At 63.0% G+C, this 19,201-nt stretch carries 21 protein-coding genes; 18 read left to right on the forward strand and 3 right to left on the reverse strand.

What is annotated here, in order from left to right:
• Positions 1-28: 28 nt before the first annotated feature.
• From FYB76_RS02555 to FYB76_RS02600, 10 genes are all read left to right on the forward strand, one after another.
• Entirely contained in the window at positions 29-901 is an 873-nt protein-coding gene (locus FYB76_RS02555; protein ID WP_088753730.1) for a CheR family methyltransferase, read from the forward strand.
• Positions 898-1,503: a chemoreceptor glutamine deamidase CheD gene (gene cheD, locus FYB76_RS02560; protein WP_088753731.1), complete on the forward strand. Its 606-nt coding sequence runs from the start codon at positions 898-900 to the stop codon at positions 1,501-1,503. Before FYB76_RS02555 ends, cheD begins: the two co-directional genes overlap by 4 nt.
• 77 nt (positions 1,504-1,580) lie before the next feature.
• Positions 1,581-2,657 carry a chemotaxis response regulator protein-glutamate methylesterase gene (locus tag FYB76_RS02565; protein WP_039876336.1) on the forward strand — a complete coding sequence of 359 codons (1,077 nt, stop codon included), beginning with the start codon at positions 1,581-1,583 and terminating at the stop codon, positions 2,655-2,657.
• Between the two features lie 176 nt (positions 2,658-2,833).
• Positions 2,834-3,229 carry a chemotaxis response regulator CheY gene (gene cheY, locus FYB76_RS02570; RefSeq protein WP_006712751.1) on the forward strand — a complete coding sequence of 132 codons (396 nt, stop codon included), beginning with the start codon at positions 2,834-2,836 and terminating at the stop codon, positions 3,227-3,229.
• Complete coding sequence (gene cheZ, locus FYB76_RS02575) at positions 3,222-3,881, forward strand: protein phosphatase CheZ (RefSeq protein ID WP_088753733.1); 660 nt, start codon at positions 3,222-3,224, stop codon at positions 3,879-3,881. The genes cheY and cheZ overlap by 8 nt, the downstream gene beginning before the upstream one ends.
• A 364-nt stretch (positions 3,882-4,245) precedes the next feature.
• Positions 4,246-5,421, forward strand: coding sequence for a flagellar biosynthesis protein FlhB (gene flhB / locus FYB76_RS02580; protein WP_154132586.1), 1,176 nt, complete (start codon positions 4,246-4,248; stop codon positions 5,419-5,421).
• Between the two features lie 2 nt (positions 5,422-5,423).
• On the forward strand, positions 5,424-7,532 hold the full coding sequence (gene flhA, locus FYB76_RS02585) for a flagellar biosynthesis protein FlhA (protein ID WP_088753735.1): 2,109 nt from the start codon (positions 5,424-5,426) through the stop codon (positions 7,530-7,532).
• The gene (gene flhF / locus FYB76_RS02590; protein ID WP_088753736.1) at positions 7,529-9,013 is read left to right on the forward strand and encodes a flagellar biosynthesis protein FlhF; all 1,485 of its coding nucleotides are present in this window, start codon (positions 7,529-7,531) and stop codon (positions 9,011-9,013) included. Before flhA ends, flhF begins: the two co-directional genes overlap by 4 nt.
• A 34-nt stretch (positions 9,014-9,047) precedes the next feature.
• A complete protein-coding gene (locus FYB76_RS02595) occupies positions 9,048-9,851 on the forward strand; it encodes an antiactivator of flagellar biosynthesis FleN protein (RefSeq protein ID WP_088753737.1) in 804 nt (267 codons plus the stop codon).
• A 5-nt stretch (positions 9,852-9,856) separates the two neighbouring features.
• Positions 9,857-10,594, forward strand: coding sequence for an RNA polymerase sigma factor FliA (locus FYB76_RS02600; protein WP_154132587.1), 738 nt, complete (start codon positions 9,857-9,859; stop codon positions 10,592-10,594).
• A gap of 105 nt (positions 10,595-10,699) precedes the next feature.
• Here FYB76_RS02600 and FYB76_RS02605 read toward each other — a convergent pair whose 3' ends face one another.
• From FYB76_RS02605 to flgA, 3 genes are all read right to left on the reverse strand, one after another.
• Positions 10,700-11,158, reverse strand: coding sequence for a flagella synthesis protein FlgN (locus FYB76_RS02605; RefSeq protein WP_154132588.1), 459 nt, complete (start codon positions 11,156-11,158; stop codon positions 10,700-10,702).
• A 31-nt stretch (positions 11,159-11,189) separates the two neighbouring features.
• Positions 11,190-11,510: a flagellar biosynthesis anti-sigma factor FlgM gene (gene flgM, locus FYB76_RS02610; RefSeq protein ID WP_088753740.1), complete on the reverse strand. Its 321-nt coding sequence runs from the start codon at positions 11,508-11,510 to the stop codon at positions 11,190-11,192.
• A 223-nt stretch (positions 11,511-11,733) separates the two neighbouring features.
• A complete protein-coding gene (flgA, locus tag FYB76_RS02615) occupies positions 11,734-12,471 on the reverse strand; it encodes a flagellar basal body P-ring formation chaperone FlgA (protein WP_154132589.1) in 738 nt (245 codons plus the stop codon).
• A gap of 231 nt (positions 12,472-12,702) precedes the next feature.
• Between flgA and flgB the strand changes: the two genes are divergently transcribed.
• The 8 genes from flgB (at position 12,703) to FYB76_RS02655 (ending at position 19,187) form a co-directional block, all read left to right on the forward strand.
• Complete coding sequence (gene flgB / locus FYB76_RS02620) at positions 12,703-13,131, forward strand: flagellar basal body rod protein FlgB (protein ID WP_154132590.1); 429 nt, start codon at positions 12,703-12,705, stop codon at positions 13,129-13,131.
• 6 nt (positions 13,132-13,137) lie between these two features.
• Entirely contained in the window at positions 13,138-13,542 is a 405-nt protein-coding gene (gene flgC, locus FYB76_RS02625) for a flagellar basal body rod protein FlgC (RefSeq protein ID WP_088753742.1), read from the forward strand.
• A gap of 25 nt (positions 13,543-13,567) precedes the next feature.
• Positions 13,568-14,290, forward strand: a complete 723-nt coding sequence (locus FYB76_RS02630) for a flagellar hook assembly protein FlgD (RefSeq protein ID WP_088753743.1) — start codon at positions 13,568-13,570, stop codon at positions 14,288-14,290.
• 39 nt (positions 14,291-14,329) lie between these two features.
• Complete coding sequence (gene flgE / locus FYB76_RS02635; RefSeq protein ID WP_154132591.1) at positions 14,330-15,601, forward strand: flagellar hook protein FlgE; 1,272 nt, start codon at positions 14,330-14,332, stop codon at positions 15,599-15,601.
• A 111-nt stretch (positions 15,602-15,712) separates the two neighbouring features.
• Positions 15,713-16,450, forward strand: a complete 738-nt coding sequence (flgF, locus tag FYB76_RS02640) for a flagellar basal-body rod protein FlgF (RefSeq protein ID WP_088753745.1) — start codon at positions 15,713-15,715, stop codon at positions 16,448-16,450.
• Positions 16,451-16,515: 65 nt separating this feature from the next.
• Entirely contained in the window at positions 16,516-17,298 is a 783-nt protein-coding gene (gene flgG, locus FYB76_RS02645; protein ID WP_088753746.1) for a flagellar basal-body rod protein FlgG, read from the forward strand.
• Positions 17,299-17,358: 60 nt separating this feature from the next.
• On the forward strand, positions 17,359-18,018 hold the full coding sequence (locus FYB76_RS02650) for a flagellar basal body L-ring protein FlgH (protein WP_088754021.1): 660 nt from the start codon (positions 17,359-17,361) through the stop codon (positions 18,016-18,018).
• A 38-nt stretch (positions 18,019-18,056) separates the two neighbouring features.
• Complete coding sequence (locus tag FYB76_RS02655) at positions 18,057-19,187, forward strand: flagellar basal body P-ring protein FlgI (RefSeq protein WP_088753747.1); 1,131 nt, start codon at positions 18,057-18,059, stop codon at positions 19,185-19,187.
• The last annotated feature ends 14 nt before the right edge of the window (positions 19,188-19,201 follow it).

Consider the following 19,201-nt stretch of genomic DNA (forward strand, 5'->3'; position numbering starts at 1 on the left):
GATGCGCTGCGCCAGGGAAGGAAAGACAGTGAAGCCGACGGTACCGGGCAAGGGCGAATCATCCGGCAAGGAGTTCGATTTCAACAGCCGCGATTTCGAGCGAGTGCGTGGCCTGATCTACCAGCGGGCTGGCATCGCGCTGGCCGACAGCAAGCAGGAAATGGTTTACAGCCGCCTGGCGCGGCGCCTGCGGGCTACCGGCATCACTTCCTTCCAGCAATACCTGGACATGCTGGAGCGCACCCACGACTCCGACGAGTGGGAAGCCTTCACCAACGCGCTGACCACCAACCTCACCTCGTTCTTCCGGGAAGCACACCATTTCCCGATCCTGGTCGACTTCCTCAAGACCTTGAAGGAGCCCGCCACCATCTGGTGTTCGGCCGCGTCCACCGGGGAAGAACCCTACACCATCGCCATGAGCGCCTGCGAGGCCTATGGCTCGATGACGCCGCCGGTGCAGATCGTGGCCACCGACATCGATACCAACGTGCTGGCCACCGGTGCCAATGGGGTCTATCCCATGGAGCGCATTGAGAAGATGTCGCCCGAGCGCGTCAAGAAATTCTTCCTGCGCGGCAAGGGTAGCCATGAAGGCTACGTGCGCGTGCGTCCCGAATTGCGCAAGCTGATCACCTTCAAGCAGCTGAACCTGCTGGCCGATGGCTGGCCCATCAGCGGCCAGTTCGACGTGATCTTCTGCCGCAACGTGATGATCTATTTCGATAAACCGACCCAGAGCAAGATCCTGTCCCGATTCGTACCATTGATGAAGCCCCATGCCTTGCTGTTCGCCGGCCATTCGGAGAACTTCCTGTATGTCTCCGACGCACTCAAGCTCAAAGGCAAGACGGTCTATGAGCTCAATGCCAACCAGCGTGTCGCAAGGACCAAGCCATGAGCCACGCCTCGGAACAGATTGCCACCAATCTCTACTACGACCGTACCTTCGATTGCGATGCGGCCAAGATCCTGCCGGGCGAGTACTACTTCACCAGCAAGGACATGATGATCGTCACCGTGCTGGGCTCCTGCGTGTCGGCCTGCATCCGTGACCGTGTCTCCGGTATCGGCGGCATGAATCACTTCATGCTGCCCGACGGCGGCGGTGACGACGGCAGCCCCGTTTCGGCGTCGGCGCGCTATGGCACCTATGCCATGGAAGTGCTGATCAACGAAGTGCTCAAGAGCGGCGCGCGGCGCGAGAACCTGGAAGCCAAGGTGTTTGGCGGCGGCAACGTGCTGCGCGGCTTCTCGGCCATCAACGTGGGCGAGCGCAATGCCGAATTCGTGCGGCGCTACCTGAAGGCCGAAGGCATCCGCGTGGTCGCCGAAGACCTCAACGACATTTATCCGCGCAAGGTGTACTTCTTCCCGCGTACCGGCAAGGTGCTGGTCAAGAAGCTGAAGCAGATGCACAACGACACCCTGGTGAACCGCGAAAAAGCCTACGCCAGCAAGCTGGTCACCAAGCCGGTCGGCGGCGAGGTGGACCTGTTCTGATGGGGCAGGGTGGAGGCCGCCCGCAGCATCCCGGGGCAACCTGCAACATTGAGTTTGAGTGATTGAGTGATTGAGTGATGAAAATTAAAGTTCTTATCGTCGACGATTCGGCACTGATCCGCAGTGTCATGCGCGAAATCATCGGCAGCCAGCCGGATATGGAAGTGGTCGGCGTGGCGCCGGATCCGATCATTGCGCGCGAGCTGATCAAGCAGACCAACCCGGACGTGCTGACGCTGGACGTGGAAATGCCGCGCATGGATGGCCTGGATTTCCTCGAAAAGCTGATGCGCCTGCGTCCCATGCCGGTGGTGATGGTGTCCTCGCTGACCGAACGCGGTTCCGAAATCACCCTGCGGGCGCTGGAGCTGGGCGCGATCGATTTCGTGACCAAGCCCAAGATCTCGATCCAGAGCGGCATGCAGGAATATGCCGACATGATCGCCGACAAGATCCGTGCCGCCGCCAAGGCGCGCGTGCGCGCCCGCCCGTCGCGCGCGGCCGAGCAAGCCGCCACGCCCGGCGAGGCCCTGCCGCAGATCCGCAATCCGCTCACCAGTAGTGAAAAGCTGATCATCATCGGAGCTTCCACGGGCGGCACTGAAGCCATCAAGGAATTCCTGATCCGCATGCCCTCCGATTGCCCGGGCATCCTGATCACCCAGCACATGCCGGAAGGCTTTACGCGCTCCTTCGCCCAGCGCCTCAACAACCTGTGCAAGATCTCGGTGGTGGAATCGGCCGGCAACGAACGCGTGCTGCCGGGCCATGCCTACATCGCGCCGGGCCACTCGCACCTGAAACTGGTGCGCAGCGGTGCCAACTACATGACCCAGCTCGACCAGGGGCCGCCGGTGAACCGCCATCGTCCCTCGGTGGACGTGCTGTTCCAGTCGGCCGCTACCTGCGCCGGCAAGAACGCGGTGGGCGTGATCCTGACCGGGATGGGCAAGGATGGCGCACAGGGCATGCTGGAAATGCGCAATGCCGGTGCCTACAACTTTGCCCAGGATGAAGCGTCGTGCGTGGTCTTCGGCATGCCGCGCGAGGCCATCGCCATCGGCGCCGCCCACGAAGTGTTGTCGCTGCAGGCCATGCCTGGCAGGGTTCTGGCGTGGCTGGCGGAACACGGAAGCCGCGCATTGCGCGTATGAAGCATTTTTCCAGCGCTTATTGTTCCGCCAATTTTGTTTTGCTGCACTACAATGCGATGCAGATGAGAGGCAGCATGGGCCAGTGGCCCGTGCTGAGGAAATAAGAGGGTTCGGTTCAAGTTAGCGCAGGCACTTGCCGATAACCAAGAATTCAATTGTTCAGATGGAGTCTTAGCATGTCCGGTCCCAATACCAAATTCTTAGTCGTCGATGACTTTTCGACCATGCGCCGCATCGTGCGCAACCTGCTCAAGGAATTGGGCTATACCAATGTGGATGAGGCTGAAGACGGTGTGCAGGCGCTGCAGAAACTGCGCAGCGACCAGTTCGACTTCGTCGTCTCCGACTGGAACATGCCCAACATGGATGGCCTGACCATGCTGCAGGAAATCCGCAAGGATCCCGCACTGTCCAAGCTGCCCGTGCTGATGGTGACGGCCGAAGCCAAGAAGGAGAACATCGTTGCAGCCGCCCAGGCCGGCGCCAATGGCTACGTGGTCAAGCCTTTCACCGCGGCGACGCTGGATGAGAAGCTGGGCAAGATCTTCGAAAAGATGGCCGCAGGTGGCTGAGGTGGATAACGCCGCCAATCCCGCTCGATCGCCTTCGGCCGAGGGCGCCGGCGTCAACGACGAGGTGCTGGTCCGTATCGGCCACATGACGCGCAACCTGCACGACAGCTTGCGCGGCCTGGGCTTCGACCGGCTGCTTGAGAAGGCCGCCAGCGACATGCCCGACGCGCGTGACCGCCTCGAATACGTGGCGCGCATGACCGAGCAGGCCGCGCAGCGCGTGCTCAATGCCACCGAGCTTGCCAGCCCGCTGCAGGAGCGCATCAATGAAGGTGCCAGCGAGCTCAAGGCGCAATGGGATGCGGCCGCCGCCGGCAGCTTTGCCGAGGCCGACTATCGTGCCCTGGCTGCCAAGACCTCGGCCTTCCTGGCCCAGGCCAGTGAAGACAGCAGCGTGACCAAGCAGCAACTGCTGGACATCATGATGGCCCAGGACTTCCAGGACCTGACCGGCCAGGTCATCAAGCGCGTGACCAAGCTGGCCCATGACCTGGAGTCGCAACTGGTGCAGTTGCTGGTGGATTACGCGCCCTCCGAGACCAAGCGCGAGGATACGGGCCTGCTCAACGGCCCGCAGATCGATCCGGCCGGCAAGGATGTCATCGCCAACCAGGGCCAGGTGGACGACCTGCTGGAGAGCCTGGGCTTCTGAGGCCGGGTTCTCCGCATTTCCCGGTCAACACAAACGCTTCGGCACTTGCCAATCAGGCAAGTCCGGAGCGTTTTGTTTTCGTTTGATGTGGCTGGTACGCGACGCCGGAAGCGCTTTCCCGCCTGCACAAGTCGGCGCAACTGCCCGTCCCGCTTGACTTTCTTCACATCTCTCAGCTCCGATACGCAGCGTTTTGCCGCAGGCAGACCCTTGGGTTTTTGCCTAGTCCGAAATGGGGGACCTTTTCGCCCTTATTCCCCTGATGCTCGGGGCGCCTGCTCGCCAATAATCCTAGCCTATTGTTCTACAAATCCGTCCAGCGCCAGCGCTGGGGGGAAAGCGGCTTAGCAGGGGGATACGGCGGATGGCCGAAGACAGCGATATGGAGCGGACCGAACCCGCCACGGGCAAACGCATCGAGCGTGCCCGTGAGCAGGGGGATGTCCCGCGTTCGCGCGAATTGGCCACGACCTTGATGCTGCTGGTCGGCGGCAGCTGCGTCTGGCTCTTCAGCGGCCCGGTGGTGACCAGCCTGGACCGCATCCTGGTGGCGACCCTGACCTTCGAGCGGGCGGCCGCCTTTGATCCGGCGCTGCTGTTCGACATGCTCAGCGCCCACATGCTGGACGTGGCCATTTCCATGATCCCGCTGGCTTTCCTGATGACCCTGGCCGCCATGGCCGCACCGCTCATGCTGGGCGGCTGGCTCTTCAACACCAGCTCGCTGGCGCCCAAGTTCAGCAAGCTCAATCCCATCAGCGGTTTTGCCAACATGTTTTCGATCAATTCCCTGGTCGAGCTGGGCAAGGCCGTCCTCAAGACGCTCCTGGTCGGCACCGTCGCCTGGCTCGCCATTCGGGGCCAGATGGATGCGGTCATGGGCCTGGGTGTGGAGTCGCTCAAGACCGCCAGCGCGCACTCGGCGCAACTGCTGTGGATCAGCTTCATCACCATGGTGTCGGCACTGATCGTGATCGCCGCGCTGGACGTGCCTTACCAGATCTGGAACTACGGCCGCAAGCTGCGCATGACGCGCGAAGAGGTCAAGCAGGAACATAAGGAATCCGAAGGCGACCCGCACATCAAGGGCAAGATCCGTGCGATGCAGCGCGCCATGGCCCGCCGCCGCATGATGGCCGAAGTGCCGACCGCCGACGTGGTGGTGACCAACCCGACGCACTTTGCGGTCGCCCTGAAGTACACCGAAGGCAAGATGGGCGCGCCCAAGGTCGTGGCCAAGGGGGCCGACGACGTCGCCGCCAAGATCCGCGAGCTGGCGCGCGAGCACAAGGTGCCTTTGCTGGAAGCACCACCGCTGGCGCGTGCGCTGCACGCCCATACCGAGATCGGCGACGAAATTCCCGAGGCGCTCTACACGGCAGTGGCCGAAGTGCTGGCTTACGTGTTCCAGTTGCGCACCTTCGGCCAGTTTGGCGGCAACCGTCCGGTGGAACCCACCGAGCTGAACGTCCCCAAGGACCTCGACCCGGCCACCGCGCCCAAGAAGCCCCGCGGTCCCAAGAATAGAAACAGGCAGTAACGATGGCAACCAAACTCAATACCATGAAAATCCCGGCCTGGGTCCCGCTCAAGAGCGGCCGGGCGCTGGCGGCCCCGATCCTCATCGTCATGATGCTGGCGATGATGGTGCTGCCGCTGCCGGCTTTCATGCTGGATCTGCTGTTCAGCTTCAACATCTCGCTGTCGGTGATCGTGCTGATGACCGCGCTCTACACCGTCAAGCCGCTGGACTTCATCGCCTTCCCGGCGGTGCTGCTGGTCTCGACCATGCTGCGCCTGTCACTGAACGTGGCCTCCACCCGCGTAGTGCTGACCGAAGGTCACACCGGCCCGGATGCGGCCGGCAAGGTGATCGAGGCCTTTGGTCACTTCCTCATCGGCGGCAACTACACCGTCGGTATCGTGGTGTTCGTGATCCTGACCATCATCAACTTCATGGTGGTGACCAAAGGTGCCGGCCGTATCGCCGAAGTGGGCGCACGCTTCACCCTCGATGCGATGCCCGGCAAGCAGATGGCCATCGACGCCGACCTCAACGCCGGCCTCATCGGTGAACCCGAAGCCCGCGCCCGCCGCAAGGAAGTGGCGCAGGAGTCCGAGTTCTACGGCGCCATGGACGGTGCCTCCAAGTACGTGCGCGGCGATGCCGTGGCCGGCATCATCGTTACCGTCGTCAACATCGTCGGCGGCCTGGTGGTCGGCATGGTGCAGCACGACCTGGCCTTCGACGCCGCGCTGAAGAACTACACGCTGCTGGCCATCGGTGATGGCCTGGTCGCGCAGATTCCTTCGCTGATCATCTCCACGGCCGCCGGTGTGGTGGTCTCGCGCGTGGCCAACGACCAGGACGTGGGTGGGCAACTGATCAACCAGCTCTTCGCCAAGCCGGAAGTGCTCTACATTACCGCCGTCATCATCGGCGGCATGGGCCTGATTCCGGGCATGCCGCACATCGCCTTCCTGCTGCTGGCGGCCGCCATGGCTGGCGGCGCCTACGCCATCAGCAAGCGCGTGCAAACGGCCAAGGCCGAAGCCGCCGCGACGACCCCGCAGGCCGCTGCCGCAGCCGCTGCGCCCTCGGAAGCAGAAGAAGCGACCTGGAACGACGTCATGCCGGTCGATACCCTGGGCCTGGAAGTGGGCTACCGCCTCATCCCGCTGGTGGACAAGGGGCAGGGCGGCGAACTGCTCAAGCGCATCAAGGGCATCCGCAAGAAGTTCGCCCAGGAGGTCGGTTTCCTCTCGCCGCCGATTCACATCCGCGACAACCTGGAACTGAAGCCCTCGGCCTACCGCATCACCTTGAAGGGTGTGGAAGTGGGCAATGGCGAGGCGCATGCCGGCCAGTACCTGGCCATCAATCCGGGCATGGTGACCGGTCCGCTGCCGGGCATGATGACCTCCGATCCTGCCTTCGGCCTGCCGGCCGTGTGGATCGACAGCAGCCTGCGCGAACAGGCTTCCACCATGGGTTATACGGTGGTCGATGCCGGTACCGTGGTGGCGACTCACCTCAATCACCTCATCACCACCCACGCGGCCGAGCTGCTGGGACGCCAGGAAGTGCAAAGCCTGCTGGATCACCTGGCCAAGGAAGCCCCCAAGCTGGTGGAAGACCTGGTGCCCAAGATGCTGCCGCTGGGTACGCTGCAGAAGGTCTTGCAGAACCTCTTGCTGGAGGGCGTGCATATCCGCGATATGCGCACTATCATCGAAACATTGGCCGAACACGCTGCCCGCATCCAGGATCCGACCGACCTGACGGCGATTGTCCGCATCGCGCTGGGCCGTGCCATCGTGCAACAGATTTTCCCGGGCGAGAACGAGCTGGCCGTCATGGCGCTCGATTCCAAGCTCGAACGCCTGCTCATGCAGGCACTGCAGGCCAGCGGCGACACCGGCGGCATCGAGCCAGGCCTGGCCGATTCGCTGGTGCAGCAGACCGAAATGGCGGCGCAGCGCCAGGAACAGATGGGCCTGTCGCCCGTGCTGCTGGTCGGCGCACCGCTGCGGACCTTGCTGGCGCGCTTCCTGCGCCGCGCCATGCCGCAGTTGCGCGTGCTGTCGCACGCTGAAGTACCCGAGTCGAAAACGATTAAAGTTACCAGCCTAGTTGGAGGGCAAGCATGAACGTCAAGAAATTTATCGCCAATTCTTCTCGCGAGGCCTGGCGCCAGGTTCGCGAGGCGCTTGGCCCGGATGCCGTCATTCTCTCCAACCGCAATATTCCAGATGGGGTGGAGATCCTGGCCATGGCCAACGAGGACATGACCACCCTGGTGGCGCCGACCGGTGCGCGCGACCCCAACGGCCGTGTGCAGGCGGCTTCCTTGCAGCAGCAGTCCGGCGCGCCGGCTGCGCAGGCCAAGCGTCCGGCGCTGTTGTCCTCGCCGCTGGCCCAGCAGCCGGCCCGCGCGGTGCGTCCCGAGAACGCGCCCTTGCTGGACCAGCCGGCCCATGGCCGCGCACCGGTTCGTGCAGCCGAAGCCGCCCCGGCCAGCGATGCCCGTGTCTGGCGCAGCCGCCGCGCGGAACAGGATGCCGCCCGTGCCGCCTCGGCACAGCAGGCGCAGGAGTCGGGCGACCAGGAAATGCGTCCGCGTTCGGCCCTGCCTGAATTCGATGGCAAGGATTACGACGAAATCCTGTCGGAAGTCATGAGCGAGATCCGCTCCATGCGCGGCGTGCTGGAAACCCAGCTGGCCGAGATTTCCTGGGGTGGCACGCAAAAGCGCGATCCGCTCAAAGGCATCGTCCTGAAAGAAATGCTGGCGGCCGGTTTCTCGGCCAGCCTGTCGCGCCTGATTACCGAAAACCTGCCGGCCAACTCCAAGTCGCAGGACATCATGTTCTGGGTCAAGTCGGTGCTGGCACGCAACCTCAATACCCTGGCCAACGAAAACGAACTGCTGGAAAACGGCGGCGTCTTCGCCCTGGTCGGCCCCACCGGCGTGGGCAAGACCACCACCACTGCCAAGCTGGCAGCACGTTGCGTGATGCGCCACGGCTCCGGCAAGCTGGCCTTGATCACCACCGATGGCTACCGTATCGGCGGCTACGAACAACTGCGCATCTACGGCAAGATCCTGGGCGTGATGGTGCACTCGGTCAAGGATGAGACCGACCTGCGCATCGCCCTGGAGGAGTTGAAGGGCAAGCACACCGTGCTGATCGATACCGCCGGCGTGGGCCAGCGCGACCAGATGGTGGCCGAGCAGGACGCCATGCTGGCCGGTGCCGGCGTGGATATCAAGCGCCTGCTGTGCCTGAACGCCACCGCCACCGGCGGTACCTTGAACGAAGTGGTGCATGCTTATTCGAGTTCGGGCCTGGCCGGCTGCATCATCACCAAGCTGGACGAAGCCGCCACCATCGGCAACGTGCTGGACGTGGTGATCCGCCACAAGCTCAACCTGCATTACGTGGCCAACGGCCAGCGCGTGCCCGAAGACCTGCACGTGGCCAACAAGCTCTACCTGGCCGATCGTGCCTTCAAGCAGAAGCGCGAAACTGCCCCTTTCGAATTCCAGGAGGGTGAGTTGCCGGGCGTGATCGGACCTACTGCCATGTCCATGAATGACCGCGGACTGCGTGAGGTGAGCTTTGGCTAGTTACGATATCGACCAGGCAGCTGGCCTGCGCCGGATGCTGGAGCGCCCGGTGCCCAGGCTGTTCACCTTCTTCTCCGTGCTGGGAGAAGAGGAAAAGAGTGCGATGCTCATCAATCTGGCAGCGTCCTTGTCCCAGGCCAAGCACAGTGTGCTGGTGGTCGATGGCGACGTCGCCACGACCGGCTTGCTGACCCGTATCGGCTTGCGTCACGATGTGGCGACCCTGCAGGAAGTGGCGCGCATGGAGCGCCCCATGGTGGAAGCCACGCGGCGCTTGCCGGAAGGTTTTTCGATGGCGCGCATCGCTCGCCGCACTGTCCCGTCGGCGACCGATCCCCATGCAGGCCGTCTGGCCGAGATCTTCGACAGCCTCATCGAGCAGGCCGAGATCACCCTGGTCAATGGCGTGCTGGCGCGTGACCTGTCGCTGCCGGTGCCGACCATGGAAATGGGCGAGATCGTGATCCAGGTGTCGACCACGGCCTCGTCGATCAAATCCGCCTATGTGCTCCTGAAGAGCCTGAGCGACCGGATCGGCCGCCGTCCCTTCAGTCTCATCGTCAACGATGCCACCGAAGCCGAAGCCCGTACCGTCTACGCCAACATGGCCCAGGCGGCCAGCCGTTATCTGGCCGCCCAGTTGAATTTCATCGGCGCCATCCCGGCTGACGATCATATTCGCCGCGCTACCGGGCAGGGCCGGGCGGTGATGGACGTGTTTCCTTTCGCCGGTGCCGCGCTGGCATTCCAGCGCTTGTCCAAGCGCTTCACGGAAGGTCCGGATGCGGCGCGCAGCGCATACGGCATGGCCACCGACGGTGCCAGTCTGGGAGTGTGACGTGCATGTATAACGTCAAGGGAAAGAAGGGCAAGAACGACGTGCTGGAGCAGCATGCGCCGCTGGTCAAGAAACTGGCGCATCAGCTCAAGGCCAAGCTGCCCCCCAGCGTAGAGGTGGACGACCTGATCCAGGCCGGCATGATGGGGCTGCTCGACGCCGTCAACCGCTACGAAGAAACCCATGGCGCGCAGTTCGAGACCTATGCCGTGCAGCGTATCCGGGGCGCCATGCTGGACGAACTGCGCAGCAGCGACTGGCTGCCGCGCAGCATCCGCCAGAATGCCCGCAAGGTGGAAGAGGCCATGCAGAGCCTGCTGCAGCAGCTGGGCCGCCAGCCGCAGGAGGCGGAAGTAGCCCAGCACATGAAGATCAGCCTGACCGAATACCAGGCGTTGCTCGCCGATTGCGGCGGCCACCAGTTGATCTATTACGAGGATTTCCACGACGACGATGGCGGCCATGAGCACTTCCTGGACCGCTACCAGGCCGGCCAGGGCGAGGATGATCCGCTGCAGAGCCTGATCGAAGGCGGTTTCCGGGAAGCGGTGGTGGATTCGATCAAGGCCTTGCCCGAGCGCGAGCAGCTGCTCATGGCCCTGTACTACGAGCAGGAAATGAACCTGAAGGAAATCGGTGCCGTCATGGGCGTGTCCGAATCCCGGGTGTGCCAGCTGCACAGCCAGGCGATCTCGCGCATGCGCTCTTATCTGCGCGAACATTCATGGAGCGGGGTGGCCTGACGATGCTTGCGCGCAGGGCGCATTTTCGGACCCAGCAACGACAAAGCCCGGCAATGCCGGGCTTTTTGTTGTTCGGATGCAACTCAGCAGGCGTGCAGGGAAACCTTACACCACGCCCAGACGCCGGCCGGAGGATTTGATGCTGTTCTGGCCATCCGGGCCGTAGAAATTGCCGGTGCCGGTCTTGCCTTGCAGGATGGTCAGGGCACTCTGGTTGATGGAGAGTTTCTTGCCGATCAACAGGCCGTTGACGCGGTTCAGTTCCTTGGCATCCTGCGCCAGCTCGAAGAGGCCTGCCCAGATATCGCGGTCGGCCTCGCTGGCGTGTTCATTCATCCACTTTTGCATGCCGGCTTCATCTTCGCTGTAACCCAGCTTGCCCAGCAGCGCGTGGCGGTTGCCGGCCAGGGTAGACATCTCGGCCACGATATTGGCTTTTTCGGAAATGATGTCGGTCAGGCCTTCAGCCGTGGCCTCGGTCAGCAAGGCTTGCTCCTGGTTCAGCTTGTCGACCAGGCGCGAAAGGGCGGCGTGTTCCAGGGAGAGATGGCTGGCCGGATTCATGCGGAAGATCCTCGGTGCAGGCGAACGGCGATCAGGCCGGGCGGGCGCTGATGAGATTCTTGACGGTATCGATCAGGCCATCGGCGATCTTGTCCGGATCGATCTGGAAGGTGCCATTGGCAATGGCAGCCTTGATCTCGGCCACTTTCTTGCTGTTGAAGGCGCTGCTGTCGCCATTGACCTTGGTTTCCAGCGCTTGATAGGTGCTGGACAAGCGCACGCTGTCGGAAGTGGCAGCCTTGGCAGCCGCACTGTCGCCCGCGGCGGGGCCGGTGGCGGCGTTGTTGCGGGTCTGCGTTTGCGTCTGCTCGGTGTTGAGGGCAGCGGATTTGAGGGCGTCGTTAACGTTCACGGCAGTATTCCTTGTAGGGTGGGGGCGCTTCGCACCCGCCTGTCGTATGGATTATCGACCAGTTCTGGGCAAACTTTAACATTCCCGCACTTCAAATGCGCCGATTTCGGGAGATTTCTTCACATTCCCCTCCGGGCGAGCCGCTGCGTTCCGCCTCCAGCGCGCACCGTGGGAAATTGCTTCATATCAATAGAGAAAGCGCGATAGCCAGGCGGTACCCGCTTCAATAATTGATTTCCAGGATGCCACCCGCCTTGGCGATGCCGCTGACGACCTGGCCGGCCGCCGTCCGGGCCTGGGCCATCTGGCCTTCATTGGCATTGGTCAGGGCGCGCGCCTCGGTGGAAATCTGGAAGCCGGGGCCGATCGACACCACCCGCACCGCCTGGCCTTGCTGCACCACGCGCTGGTTGCGGATGGCGTCCAGGCGCAGCGGCGTGCCGGCGCGCAGGGACATGTTGGCTACGCGCCCGACCACCTGGGATTCCTCGGTGATGACCCCGCTGGGCAGGGCCGACATGTCACCGCGAATACGCGTGATGTCGCTGGCGCTGATGGTTTGCCCCTGGGCCAGCGGGACGGCCGCGACCAGGTAATCCGAGATCACCTGAACGTTGGCGCGCAGATAGATGGTCCAGGGGGAGGGCGCGACGCACTTGATGCCGACCGTGGTGCGGCCGAACAGGCGGCCGCCATTGGGCATGAAGGCTTGCGGTTCCAGGCAGGCGGCCAGGGTCAGGCGCGAATCCACCGGATCGACGGTGACCGTGACGCTGCCCGGCAGGCCGGAAGTCTGGCCTTTGAGGAATTGCTCCGCCACTTGTTGCAAGGCTGGCAAGTCCTGCTTTTGCGGCGTGTTGGGGTCGTTCTGGGAGAAGGCGGGCGCAACCACGCCCAAGCCCGCTCCCAGCAAGGCGAGGGCGGCGAAGGTGCGGCGCAGGGCGCGGAAAACGTGTTTCATTTTGTGCAACTTGCCCGTGATGGGCATAGGCGAATCTTGGCAGCCATGGTACGTCGCGCGCGCGAGGTCAAAAGCGCAAACAGGGGAGGCTTTTCTCTCTTTATCGCCCCTTAGAGTTAGTGGTGCGAACGTATGATCAAGCCTACGTAATTCCATCATCGGCGCAGTCCGCGAGCGGCCACGGCAACGGCAGGCGAGAGCGGCGCAGCGACGGTACTTCCGGAGGACCTGATGGTCTCTAAGCTCGACGATTATTTCCGTTTCAACGAGATGGCGCTGAACCTGCGGGCCCAGCGCCAGCAGGTGCTGGCGTCCAACATCGCCAACGCGGACACGCCCAACTACAAGGCGCGTGACGTCAACTTTGCCGATGCGCTCAAGAATGCGCTGGACAACAAGTCCAACACGATCCCGCCGCTGCAGCTGGAGCGTACCGCTGCCACGCACGTGGCCGGCACCGCGCCCGACTCTGGGCCGGGCAGCATTGGCGGCACGGCCCTGCAGTACCGCACGCCGGCCCAGGGCAGCGTGGACGGCAATACCGTCGATCTGGATGTGGAGCGCAATGAATTCGTCGACAACGGCATCCGTTATGAAGCCGGCGTCACCGCCGTGAACGGCCAGATCAAGGCCATGTTGAACGCCATCCAACCGGGTTGATAAACCATGTCTCTTTCCAACATCTTCAACGTGGCGGGCTCGGCCATGAGCGCGCAGTCCCAGCGCCTCAATGCCACGGCCAGCAACATCGCCAACGCCGACAGCGCGACCAGTCCCAACGGCACGCCCTACCGGGCCAAGCAGGTGGTGTTCGAAGCCATCCCGGTGGGCAGCGTCAAGGATAGCGGTGTGAAGGTGGCGGCCGTGGTCGAGGACCAGGCCCCGCCCAAGCTGGTCTATGACCCCAAGCATCCGATGGCCGACGGCAATGGCTACGTGGCCATGCCCAACGTCAATCCGGTCGAGGAAATGGTCAACATGATCTCGGCCTCGCGCTCTTACCAGACCAACGTGGAAACGATGAACACGGCCAAGGCCATGCTCGTCAAGACCCTTACCATCGGCCAATAAGCGGCCAGTCAACAGGACCTGAACCATGGCAATCGTCTCCAATGACCTGCTCAGTGCAATGAATGGTACGAGCAGCAGCTCGTCCACCAGCAATTCTTCCAGCCTCGACAACAACAGCCCGGACGCGATCCAGAACCGCTTCCTGACCTTGTTGATCGCGCAGATGAAGAACCAGGATCCGAGCAACCCGATGGACAACTCGCAGCTGACCACGCAGATGGCCCAGCTCTCGACCGTCTCGGGCATCTCCCAGCTGAACAATTCCTTGTCCACGCTGATGAGCAACCTCAATTCCTCGCAGGCGCTGTCCACGGCCAACATGATCGGCCACAGCGTACTGGCCCCGGGCAACAGCATCCAGCTTACCAGCGATACGACCAAAGACGCCGACGGCAAGGAAACCACCAGCCAGAAGGCGGTGTTCGGCGTGAACCTGTCCGGAACGGCCTCCTCGGTGGTGGTTACCATCAAGGATTCCACCGGCGCCGTGGTCCACACCACCGACCTGGGTACCCAGGCGGCCGGCGTGGTGCCGGTGATCTGGGATGGCTCCAACGATACCGGCGGCAAGGTGGCCGACGGCAACTACACCTTCACGGTCAGTGCCTCCAACAATGGCACTGCGGTGTCCGCGTCGACCTTGTCGTTCGGTACCGTTTCCAGCGTCTCGACTGCGTCGGACGGCGTCAAGCTCAACGTCACCAATGTCGGCACCATCAAGCCGACCGACGTGGTGCAAATTCTTTAATCGTCATTACCGACAACATTCGGAACAAGGGGATATCTCATGAGTTTTCAGCAAGGTCTGAGCGGACTGAACGGCGCAGCCAAGAGCCTGGACGTCATCGGTAATAACGTGTCCAACGCCAGCACGGTGGGTTTCAAGCAGTCGCAGACGCAGTTTGCCGACATGTATGCCAACTCCATGAACCGCTCCGGCAATTCGCCGGTGGGCATCGGCGTGACCGTGGCCAACGTGGCGCAACAGTTCACCCAGGGCAACATCACTTCTTCGGCCAACCCGCTGGATATCGCCATCAATGGTGACGGTTTCTTCCAGGTGGCGGCTTCGCTGGACAACAAGTCGCCGATGTACGGCCGCAATGGCCAGTTCCAGCTGGACAAGAACGGCTACATCGTCAACCCCAGCATGAACGGTGCCTACCTGATGGGCTGGGCGGCGGGCGCATCGGGTGGTGATCCGACTGCATTGCAGATCGATACCTCGGCCATCCCGGCGACCCCGACCACGACCATCACCACCAAGGTCAACCTGGATTCCCGCGTGACCGCGATTCCTGCGACGACCGTGTTCAACGCCAACGATCCGACCACCTACAACAATTCGACCGGCGTCACCATCTATGACAGCCTGGGCAATCCGTACAGCGTGCAGACTTATTACTCGAAGGCTGCACCGACCGGAACGCCGCCGACGACGACCTGGACCGTCTATGCCAAGGTCGACAGCACCACGCTGACCAGCGGTACGCCTGCAGCTCCCTTGGCCGTGGGCACCATGACCTTCGATGCCACCGGTGCGCTGACCTCGACCACCGGCCTGACGCTGAGCACCGCCACCCTGGGGACGGTGGTCAAGGCCGGCGGCGTGTTCGCCAACCCGATCAACATCTCCTACGCCGGCTCGACCCAGACCGGCTCGGCCTTCGTGAACCTGGCACAAAGCCAGAACGGCATGCCGCCAGGTACCCTGTCGAGCTTCTCGATCGACAAGGACGGCAGCATCATCGGTTCCTACAGCAACCAGCAGACCAAGAACCTGGGCACCGTGGTGCTGGTGAACTTCGCCAACCCGAATGGCCTGCAGCCGCTGGGCAACAACCTCTACCAGGCCACCGGTGCGGCCGGCAGCCCGCTGGTGGGCAAGCCGACCACGGGTACCTTCGGCACCCTGCAGGCGCGCGCGGTGGAAGACTCCAACGTCGACCTGACTGCCGAGCTGGTCAACATGATCGTGGCCCAGCGTGTCTACCAGGCCAACTCGCAGACCATCAAGGTGCAGGATACCGTGCTGCAGACCCTGGTCAGCCTGCGATAACAAGTTGTATCCGGCGCGCCGTAGGGCGCGCCTGTTCCAAGGCTGCCGGCGTCGCCGGCGGCCGGTTTCAACCGGGGGTGCCAGGGATGGGTGCCGCCACTAAGGGGTGATATGGATCGTCTGGTCTATACAGCGATGTCGGGCGCCAAGCACACGCTTGAGCAACAAGCCAGCGCCAGCAACAACCTGGCCAATGCCACGACCACGGGTTTTCGCGCCCAATTGAATACCTTCCGTTCGGCACCGGTGGTGGGTGAGGGCTTGCCCACGCGCGCCTTCGTGGTGGATTCCACGGCAGGCAGTGATTTCTCGCAGGGTCCGATCCAGGATACCGGCCGCGCGCTGGATGTAGCGGTGCAGGGCCGTGGCTGGATCGCGGTGCAGACCGCCGACGGCGGCGAAGCCTACACCCGCAACGGCAGTTTCAAGATCAACGAGAACGGCATCCTGCAGACCCAGAACGGCCAGTCCGTGCAGGGTGACGGCGGTCCGATCACCATTCCGCCCGATACCACCGTGGCCATCGCGGCCGACGGCACGGTGTCGTCGATCCCGACCAACGGCATTCCCAATGCGGTCAACGTGCTGGGCCGCATCAAGCTGGTCAACCCGGACGAAAAGAACCTCAAACGCGGCGACGACGGCCTGTTCCGTACCATCACCGGTGCCGCCCAGCCCGATGCCAATGTGCGCCTGGCCAGCGGTGCGCTCGAAGGCAGCAATGTGAATGTGGTGGAGGCGATGGTCAACATGATCAACCTGTCGCGCCAGTTCGAAATGAACATGAAAGTGATCCAGACCGCCGAAAGCGACTCGACCAAGGCGACCTCGATCCTCTCGCTGTCTTGATGCTGCCCACGCACCTGACCTCAACGATGCACCTGCAGCGCAAGCGCTGATTACCGGAGAAACAAATGATTCGTTCCCTGTGGATTTCCAAGACCGGCCTGGATGCGCAACAGACGCAACTGGACGTGATCTCCAACAACCTGGCCAACGTCAGCACCAACGGTTTCAAGCGTTCGCGCGCCGTCTTCGAAGACCTGCTGTACCAGACCGTGCGCCAGCCTGGTGCCCAGTCCTCCCAGCAGACGCAATTGCCCTCGGGGCTGCAGATCGGTACCGGCGTGCGCCCGGTGGCCACCGAACGCATCTTCACCCAGGGCAACGTCAACCAGACCAACAATGACAAGGACCTGGCGATCCAGGGCAATGGCTTCTTCCAGATCCTGCTGCCGGACGGCACCACCGCCTATACCCGCGACGGTTCCTTCCAGACCGACAGCCAGGGCCAGATGGTGACCTCCAGCGGCTACACCCTGCAGCCGCCGATCACCATTCCGCTCAACACCACCAAGCTCAGCGTGGGCCGTGACGGCACCGTCTCGATCATGCAGGCCGGCTCGACCGCCACCACCCAGATCGGCACCATCCAGGTCGCCACCTTCATCAACCCGGCTGGCCTGGAAAGCCGTGGCGAGAACCTGTACGTGGAAACCGCCGCTTCCGGCACCCCGAACCCGAACACCCCGGGCACCAACGGCGCCGGTGCGCTCTGGCAGGGTTACGTCGAGACCTCCAACGTGAACGTGGTGGAAGAGCTGGTCAACATGATCCAGACCCAGCGCGCCTACGAAATCAACAGCAAGGCCATCACTACGTCCGACCAGATGCTGGCCAAGATTTCGCAGCTGTAATGCAGTCGTGAAGTGGTTTTTGAACAAGGCAGTCGGTAGCAGAAGAAGGACGAGGCAATGATGAAGAGCATGCTGAAATTGGCCACCATCGCGGGCGTGTTGAGCGTCACCGCTTGCACCACCGTGCCGGACAGTATCGTGACCGGGCCCAAGACGGCGCGTCCGCAACCGGCGTCCTATGCGCCGCCGACCTCCGGTGCTATCTTCCAGTCGGCGGTATACCGCCCCCTGCTGGAGGATCGCCGTGCGCGCCTGGTGGGGGACACCATCACTATCGTCATCAACGAAAAGACCAGTGCCGGCAAGTCCGCCGGCAGCTCGGCCAGCAAGACGGGCGCAGTAGCCTCGCCCGCACCGACCATCTTTGGCACCACCATCAAGGAATTGTCGGCCACCGGCAGCTCGTCCTCCAAGTTCGAGGACAAGGGCGCCACCAGCTCCAGCAATACCTTCACCGGCACCATCGGTGTCACCGTGGTGGAAGTGCTCCCCAACGGCAACCTGGTGGTCTCGGGTGAAAAGCAGGTGGCGCTGGACAAGGGCGTGGAATATGTCCGCTTCTCCGGCACCGTCAGCCCCGACAACATCCAGACCGGCAACACCGTTTCCTCAACCCTGGTGGCCGATGCCAAGGTCGAATACCGTACCAACACCCGCGTGGACATGGCTGACTTCATGTCTTCGCTGGGCCGATTCTTCTTCAGCGTTTCTCCTTTCTGATGTGGAGTAGTGCAATGACCCGGAAAGGATTTTTCGCCATGGACATGATCAGGATGGGCAGCAAGCTGCTGTCGGCAGCTGCCGTGGCGGCGCTGTGCCTGGCGGCGGCTGCGCCGGCCAACGCCGAGCGCCTCAAGGACCTGGCCAGCATCCAGGGCGTGCGCCAGAACCAGCTGGTCGGCTACGGCCTGGTCGTGGGCCTCGACGGCAGCGGTGACCAGACCACCCAGACTCCCTTTACGGTGCAGAGCGTCATCAGCATGCTGCAGCAGCTGGGCGTGAACGTGCCTACCGGCACCAGCAGCAACATGCAGTTGAAGAACGTGGCCGCCGCGATGGTGACGGCCACCTTGCCGGCCTTCGCGCAGCCGGGCCAGCTGATCGACGTGACCGTTTCATCCATCGGCAATGCCAAGAGCATCCGTGGCGGTACGCTGCTGATGGCACCCTTGAAAGGTGCTGACGGCCAGATCTACGCCATCGCCCAGGGCAACATCGTGGTCGGCGGTGCGGGCGGTTCGGCGGCAGGCAGCAGCACCGTCATCAACCAGCTGTCGGCCGGCCGCATTTCGGGCGGTGCGACCGTGGAAAGGGCCGTGCCCAGCTCGCTCGGCGGCGGCGACATGGTCATGCTGGAACTGAACGACAATGATTTCTCGACCGCCAGCCGGGTGGTCGATGCGCTCAACAAGCGTTTCGGCAATGACACCGCCGTGGCCCAGGATGGCCGCGTCATTCGCGTACGTGCGCCGATTTCCAGCGGCGACCGGGTGGCCTTCCTCGGTGCCCTGGAAAACGTCGATGTCACCCCCGGCAAGCTGGCCGCCAAGGTGATCTTGAATGCCCGTACCGGCTCGGTGGTGATGAACCAGAGTGTCATGCTCGATACCTGCGCGGTGTCGCACGGCAACCTGTCGGTGGTGATCCAGGCCGACAATGCGGTCAGCCAGCCCAATGCCCTGGCTGGTGGCCAGACGGCCGGCGTGCAGAATGCCCAGGTGTCGATCAACAAGGAGCCAGGCAAGGTCATGCTGTTGAAGGGCGGGGCTTCGCTGTCCGACGTAGTCAAGGCGCTCAATGCCATCGGCGCCACGCCCCAGGACTTGCTGGCGATCCTGCAGGCCATGAAGGCCGCCGGTTCCCTGCGTGCCGAACTCGAAGTGATCTGACGCTCCGGGCCGAT

This window comes from Herbaspirillum sp. CAH-3, assembly GCF_009668275.1.
Classification (GTDB): domain Bacteria; phylum Pseudomonadota; class Gammaproteobacteria; order Burkholderiales; family Burkholderiaceae_D; genus Herbaspirillum; species Herbaspirillum aquaticum.